This window comes from Anabaena sp. CA = ATCC 33047 (genome assembly GCF_963870205.1).
GTDB lineage: Bacteria > Cyanobacteriota > Cyanobacteriia > Cyanobacteriales > Nostocaceae > Trichormus.
Window position 1 is genome coordinate 117808 of the sequence record NZ_CAWMSA010000032.1, and the last position, 6206, is coordinate 124013.

At 41.7% G+C, this 6206-nt stretch carries 5 protein-coding genes and 1 pseudogene; 5 read left to right on the forward strand and 1 reads right to left on the reverse strand.

The window, feature by feature from the left end; genetic code table 11:
• Positions 1–32: 32 nt before the first annotated feature.
• The gene (locus tag AACS98_RS07345) at positions 33–302 is read left to right on the forward strand and encodes a YciI family protein (protein WP_066377778.1); all 270 of its coding nucleotides are present in this window, start codon (positions 33–35) and stop codon (positions 300–302) included.
• A gap of 66 nt (positions 303–368) precedes the next feature.
• On the opposite strand, the gene AACS98_RS07350 is transcribed toward AACS98_RS07345, so the two are convergent.
• The gene (locus AACS98_RS07350; RefSeq protein ID WP_066377802.1) at positions 369–560 is read right to left on the reverse strand and encodes a hypothetical protein; all 192 of its coding nucleotides are present in this window, start codon (positions 558–560) and stop codon (positions 369–371) included.
• A gap of 586 nt (positions 561–1146) precedes the next feature.
• On the opposite strand from AACS98_RS07350, the gene AACS98_RS07355 reads away from it, so the two are divergent.
• The 4 genes and pseudogenes from AACS98_RS07355 to AACS98_RS07370 all read left to right on the forward strand — a co-directional run bounded on the left by AACS98_RS07355 (position 1147) and on the right by AACS98_RS07370 (position 6132).
• Positions 1147–3675, forward strand: coding sequence for a mannose-1-phosphate guanyltransferase (locus tag AACS98_RS07355; RefSeq protein WP_066377781.1), 2529 nt, complete (start codon positions 1147–1149; stop codon positions 3673–3675).
• Between the two features lie 230 nt (positions 3676–3905).
• Positions 3906–4569 (forward strand): annotated as a pseudogene (locus tag AACS98_RS07360) (hypothetical protein).
• Entirely contained in the window at positions 4570–5556 is a 987-nt protein-coding gene (locus tag AACS98_RS07365; protein WP_066377782.1) for a sodium:calcium antiporter, read from the forward strand. It begins immediately after the preceding pseudogene.
• Between the two features lie 183 nt (positions 5557–5739).
• Complete coding sequence (locus AACS98_RS07370) at positions 5740–6132, forward strand: peptidoglycan-binding domain-containing protein (RefSeq protein ID WP_066377783.1); 393 nt, start codon at positions 5740–5742, stop codon at positions 6130–6132.
• The last annotated feature ends 74 nt before the right edge of the window (positions 6133–6206 follow it).

Sequence of the window (6206 nt, forward strand, 5' to 3'; positions counted from 1 at the left end):
ACCACAGGTAGTTAATCAATCTGCAAAACATCATGTCTAAATATATAATGTGGGGTAGTTACTGCGAAGACGTTTTAGAAAAACGCGCACCTTACCGGGAAGCACACTTAGAAGGATTAGCCAAACAAAAAGCATCCGGTGTGTTAATTACAATCGGCCCCACCAAAGATGTGACTAAAGTTTTTGGCATTTACGAAGCAGAAGACGAAGCCACAGTCCGCCAGTTAGTTGAAAATGACCCCTACTGGCAAAATGGGATTTGGACAGAATACACCATCAAAGAGTGGATTCAAGCCTTTTAAATTAAATTAAAATCTTGGGGGGGTGGACTTTTAGCCCATCCCTGTTATGAAATTAACAATCAATTGCTAACCTTTCAAAGCCTTTCTGAAGTTATTGCGATAGGATGTATTCGCAATAAATAAAGCAGGCCATAACAAAGTTAAAATAATTCGATTGGGTAAAGAACGAGTGAAATTAGTTCTAGTAAAACCATTCCAAAACTTCCAAGCCCCACCTACATAAACCACAATCAAGCCAAAAATAATTAACTTAACCATCGCCATCAACTCCGCTAGTCAATCACAAAATTTAACGTAAGTCTTACAGCATCATGTAGTTATTTCATAATCTATACTATCTCAGTGTAACTTAACCATTCATTCTTAAATATATACAGTCAGTTAGTGTAGATTAATTGAATTGTGCCGAAAGCAACAATTTTTTATATATAAATCTGTTGACATAACATCTTGTTACTTGGCAACAATTGTTACCAGACAATTAATACAAATATCTATTACTAAAATATAATCTCAACCCAAGCAAGTCAAATTAATCAACAGAGAAATACATAGTATTCTAGATTTCTATATTACTTTTTCCTACTGGGTTGTTGTGTCTTAAGGCTCTGGTAGCTACCATAATTAAACCTGATCAGTAGTAACACCCTTGATGAGCAACTATTGACCTAGCTTGATTTGCTTGTTACCACAAGCTGGCATACAAGTAATTATACTTATTCCTGGCCAGATGTTTCTTGTGGGAGTGCCAGAAAAATCAGGGTAGAGGGGAGACTAAAGAAAAACACAATATACTCTCACGGTTCTCAAAGCAGTCACAACTGCAAAAAGTTAAGGAGGATTTATGCGTGCAGTGCTGATGGCAGGCGGTTCGGGGACGCGACTTCGCCCGTTAACTTGCGACTTACCTAAACCGATGGTGCCGATTCTGAATCGACCCATCGCGGAGCATATCATTAATTTACTCAAAAGGCATGAAATCACGGAAGTAATTGCCACATTACATTATTTACCTGATGTTTTGCGGGATTATTTTCAAGATGGCAGCGATTTCGGCGTACAGATGACCTATGCAGTGGAAGAAGACCAACCTTTAGGTACAGCAGGTTGTGTCAAAAACATTGCGGAACTTTTGGATGAAACTTTTTTAGTAATTAGTGGTGATAGTATCACAGATTTTGACCTTTCAGCTGCGATCGCCTTTCATAAACAACAGAAATCAAAAGCCACTCTGATATTAACCAGAGTACCCAACCCAATTGAATTTGGCGTAGTCATCACCGATGCAGAAGGCAAAATTAACCGCTTTTTAGAAAAACCCTCCACCAGTGAGATTTTTTCTGATACCGTCAACACTGGGACTTATATCCTCGAACCAGAAGTTTTAGAATATCTACCAGCAAACACAGAAACCGACTTTTCTAAAGATTTATTTCCCTTACTGCTGGCTAAAGATGAACCGATGTATGGTTACATTGCTCAGGGTTACTGGTGTGATGTCGGACACTTAGATGCCTATCGTGAAGCTCAGTATGATGCTTTATACCAAAAAGTTAAACTGGATTTTGCCTATCAAGAACAGTCCCCCGGCTTGTGGGTAGGGCAGAACACTTACATTGACCCCTCAGCCCATATTGACCCTCCCGCCTTAATTGGTAACAATTGCCGCATCGGTGCGAGAGTGCAGATTGAAGCCGGAACTGTGATCGGGGATAATGTCACCATCGGGGCAGATGCTAACCTGAAACGTCCGATTGTCTGGAATGGGGCGATTATTGGGGACGAAGCCCAATTAAGTGCTTGTGTAATTTCCCGTGGCACTCGTGTAGACAGACGCGCCCATGTTTTAGAAGCGGCTGTAGTTGGTTCTTTGTCTACCATTGGAGAAGAAGCCCAAATTAGCCCCGGTGTGCGGGTATGGCCGAGTAAAAAAATTGAATCAGGGGCAATCTTAAACATTAACCTGATTTGGGGTAGTACAGCCCAACGTAACCTATTTGGACAACGTGGAGTCCAGGGATTAGCTAATATTGACATTACCCCAGAATTTGCGGTAAAATTGGGGGCTGCCTATGGTTCAACTTTAAAACCTGGTTCTAAAGTAGCGGTATCCCGTGACCAACGCAACGTCTCCCGGATGATTACTAGGTCATTAATTGCGGGTTTTATGTCTGTGGGTGTGGATGTACAGAACTTAGATGCAACAGCAATTCCCATAGCACGGACTGTTATCCCCACAATGAAGATAGCCGGTGGTCTTCATGTGCGGGTACACCCAGACCGCCCGGATTATATTTTAATCGAATTCATGGATGGTAAGGGGATTAATATCTCGAAAGCCCTAGAAAAGAAAATTGAGGGGGCTTTCTTTAAGGAAGATATGCGTCGCGCCCTTACCCATGAAATTGGTGATGTGGCTTACCCCAGCCAAGTGATTGAACTTTACTGCACAGCTTTTGAGAAACTGTTAAATGTTTCCGCCCTCCGCAACAGTCGCGCCAAAGTGGTAATTGATTATATGTATGCGGTGTCTGGTGCAGTCTTACCCCAACTTTTAGATAAATTTGGGGCTGATGCGGTGGTGCTTAACGCCAGTCTGAATAAAAATGCTGTATCTACTACTGACAGGGAAGCTTTACTTAATCAGTTAGGTCATGTGGTAGAAGCATTAAAGGCGAACTTTGGTGTACAGGTATCAGCCAATGGGGAACAGTTGATTTTAGTCGATGAGTCGGGTTATCCGATTCGGGGGGAATTGTTAACCGCTTTGATGGTGGATATGATTCTCACTTCTAACCCCAGAGGGACGGTAGTAGTACCTGTACATTCGTCGAGTGCGGTGGAACAAGTGGCGCGTCGTCATGATGGGCGGGTAATTCGCACTAAGGCTAACCCAACAGCTTTAATGGAAGCTTGTCAGAAAAATCCCAATGTGGTGTTAGGGGGTAGCGGCGAGACTGGGTTTATTTTCCCGCAGTTACATCCGGGCTTTGATTCGATGTTCTGTATTGCTAAACTAATTGAAATGTTGACGATACAGGAGCGATCGCTCGCTACTGTCAGATCAGAATTACCCCGTGTCATTCACAGAACTTATACCATACGTTGTCCTTGGTCGGCTAAGGGTGCATTGATGCGCTACTTAGTGGAAACTCACCCCGCCCAAAACCTAGAACTCATCGACGGTGTGAAAATTCGTCAAACCTTTGATGATAGTTGGTTGTTAGTCTTACCTGATGCCAGTGAGCCATTAGTACATTTATATGCTAACAGCAATGACCGCGACTGGGTAGATGAAACCGTGAGAGACTATCGTTCACGGGTGCAGCGTTTTGTAGAAAGACAGCAAGAATATCACCCAGCAGAAGTTTAAGGACTTCGGGGATGGGGGAGTGGGGAGGCAGGGGAGGCAGGGGAAGCAGGGGAGGCAGGGGAGGCAAGGAAGAATCTTTTACCCAGTCAACAGTCAACAATCAATAATTTTGAATTTTGAATTTTGTAGGCGTAAGCCTTCCCGTAGGGTATTTTGAATTTTGAATTGATTTGTCCCCGTTCCCTATTCCCTGCCTCAACAGATATGATAAGTGTTCAACCAGACATAATATGACCAGGTTTCCCTACGACCAATTTGCTAAAGATTATCAGAAAGAATTATTACAACCATTGGGAACAGTGGAAACAAGTCGGAAAGTTCCCGCAGAAATTCGAGAAATTGATGTGGATTTTGTCACCCACCGCCTCGGAATCTATCTTAAATGGTTTTAGAGCTAACCTAGATATAGAAACCTGGGGAGAGGGAGTCTATTTTTTAGGCGATTATTTGCGAACAGCAATTGTAGCCATTCATCAATTACCCTGTACGGAAGAAACTTTATGGTTGAGAATTTTAGGTAAGGGACGAGTTCAGCAACAAGCGATAGATGAACTAGCAGCACTTCCTGAAAATCATCCCTTCCGTGACAAAGCTATTGATTTATTATTGAGTTTGAAAACTACCTTAGAAGTGAATCAAAATGTAGACGAGGAGGATAGAAATTTAATTATGCGTTTATCACCCATTTATGAGCAAAAATTAGCAGCAACTAAACAAGAAGGAATTCAAGAAGAAAGACGTACAATTATAGAAAATTTGTTGCGATTTAGATTTGGTGAATTAGATGGGGAATTAAGAGCAATTATGCCAGCTTTATTGGCTTTATCTCCAGAAGAATTTACTCCTTTATTACTTCAACTATCGCGGGATGAATTATTAGAGAGGTTTCGTTAATTGAAATTATTATTCTGGGTGTTGGTTCTGGCTGCTGCTGCATGGGGGGCGCACTGGGGAGCAGACAAACTGGCTGAACCACTCAAAAAACTACGACAACAATGGGGTTTGTCAGAAGCCGCAGGTGCTACTTTTATTGCTCTTGCTACTGCTAGCCCAGAAGTAGGTACTAACGTTGCTAGTGCTGTTCAAGGTTTGAAAGATATTGGTTTGGGTAATTTACTCGGTTCAAATATTATCTCTGTGCCGGCAATTGTGACTGTTGCTTATATCGCCTCGCGCAAAAATGCCAGAAACTCTTCTGAGTCTAGTCGCCGCAGTCAACATTCTATGCGAGTTAAACCAGAGGCTTTGTATGTACAAGCCCTGCCTTATCTAGCAATTATCGCTTTGGCTGCTATATTAACTGTTCCTCAGCCCTGGCGGGGACTGCAACCTATTGATGGTTGGATTATGTTGGTAGCTTACTTCATTTATGTAGCCCAAGCAATTATGCGTGAACGCCAGGATGCTCAAGCTGTACGCTGGAATAAAAAAGAAATTAGCGTTGCTGTGATTGGTGTTTTGTTGTTAGGTTTGGGTGCTTATTTAACAGTCACCGCAACAGAAAATATTGTTTCTTTGTTAGGAATTTCTAAGTTAATAGGTGGGTTATTTATCACCTCGACTATGAGCATTGCACCAGAAATATTTGCTACCTGGAGTGTGGCGCGTAGCGGTCAGGTGACAGCTGCTACGACAAATGTCATTGCTGACAATACAGTTACTATGACGCTGGCTTTCTTTCCACTAGCATTAGTCAATTTACCTGTAGAAAATTTATTGATATTTTCCGTCAACTTAGGTTTTGTAGCATTGCTAGGCGCAGTATATGCAGCTTTTATTTATTGGGGTGCTGATAAAAACAGTTTCCAACTTTGGGAAGTCATCGCACTCAACGGTGTCTATTTTGCTTATTTAGCTGTGATGATATACGCTGTTTTGTGAATCTGGTGATGCTTAGGGTGTAGCTAAATTATACCTATGAGTAGAAGATATACGGCTTGGTATTTTCTATACTTAATGAAATGTTTGGTACTCGTGCTATTTAAAGTTACACAATCAAGCTACTGAACAAAAATATCAAATAGGCTGGATATATTTTACCACAATCTGCTTTGGAAAAATACAATGAATACTCGATTTTTTAGCTCAATAACTCTCAAGTTGAGCTTGGTTTTTGCATTAGCTTTAAGTGGATTTACTTTCATTTCTGCACCAACTAAGGCACAAGCAAATAATACTAATCTCCAAATTGTGGGTAGACTTTCAAAATACTCTCCTTTAGAAGCTCCCCTACTGACTCGTAGTTCTCGTGGACAACCTGTGAGAGATGTGCAAGCTGTTCTGAAATGGCTAGGATTTTATAACGGAGCTATTGACGGTATCTATGGCCCTAGAACCTCTAGAGCAGTGGTAGCTTTTCAGCGATCGCAGAGATTGGTCGGTGATGGTAGAGTAGGAACGCTAACCTGGCAAGCATTACGTGACAGTATACCACCTGTTGATCGTAATCCTTTTTAACCATTAGTTTCAATCCCTAATAACCCAAGTTGCGGGTAATAGAAGATAAAAGAGGATAGGGTTCGTGTAGGCAT

Excerpts from the sequence above, each read along its gene's own strand:
- AACS98_RS07345 (WP_066377778.1), top strand. The coding sequence starts at position 33 with ATGTCTAAATATATAATGTGGGGTAGTTACTGCGAAGACGTTTTAGAA.
- AACS98_RS07350 (WP_066377802.1), bottom strand. The coding sequence starts at position 560 with ATGGTTAAGTTAATTATTTTTGGCTTGATTGTGGTTTATGTAGGTGGG.
- AACS98_RS07355 (WP_066377781.1), top strand. The coding sequence starts at position 1,147 with ATGCGTGCAGTGCTGATGGCAGGCGGTTCGGGGACGCGACTTCGCCCG.
- AACS98_RS07370 (WP_066377783.1), top strand. The coding sequence starts at position 5,740 with ATGAATACTCGATTTTTTAGCTCAATAACTCTCAAGTTGAGCTTGGTT.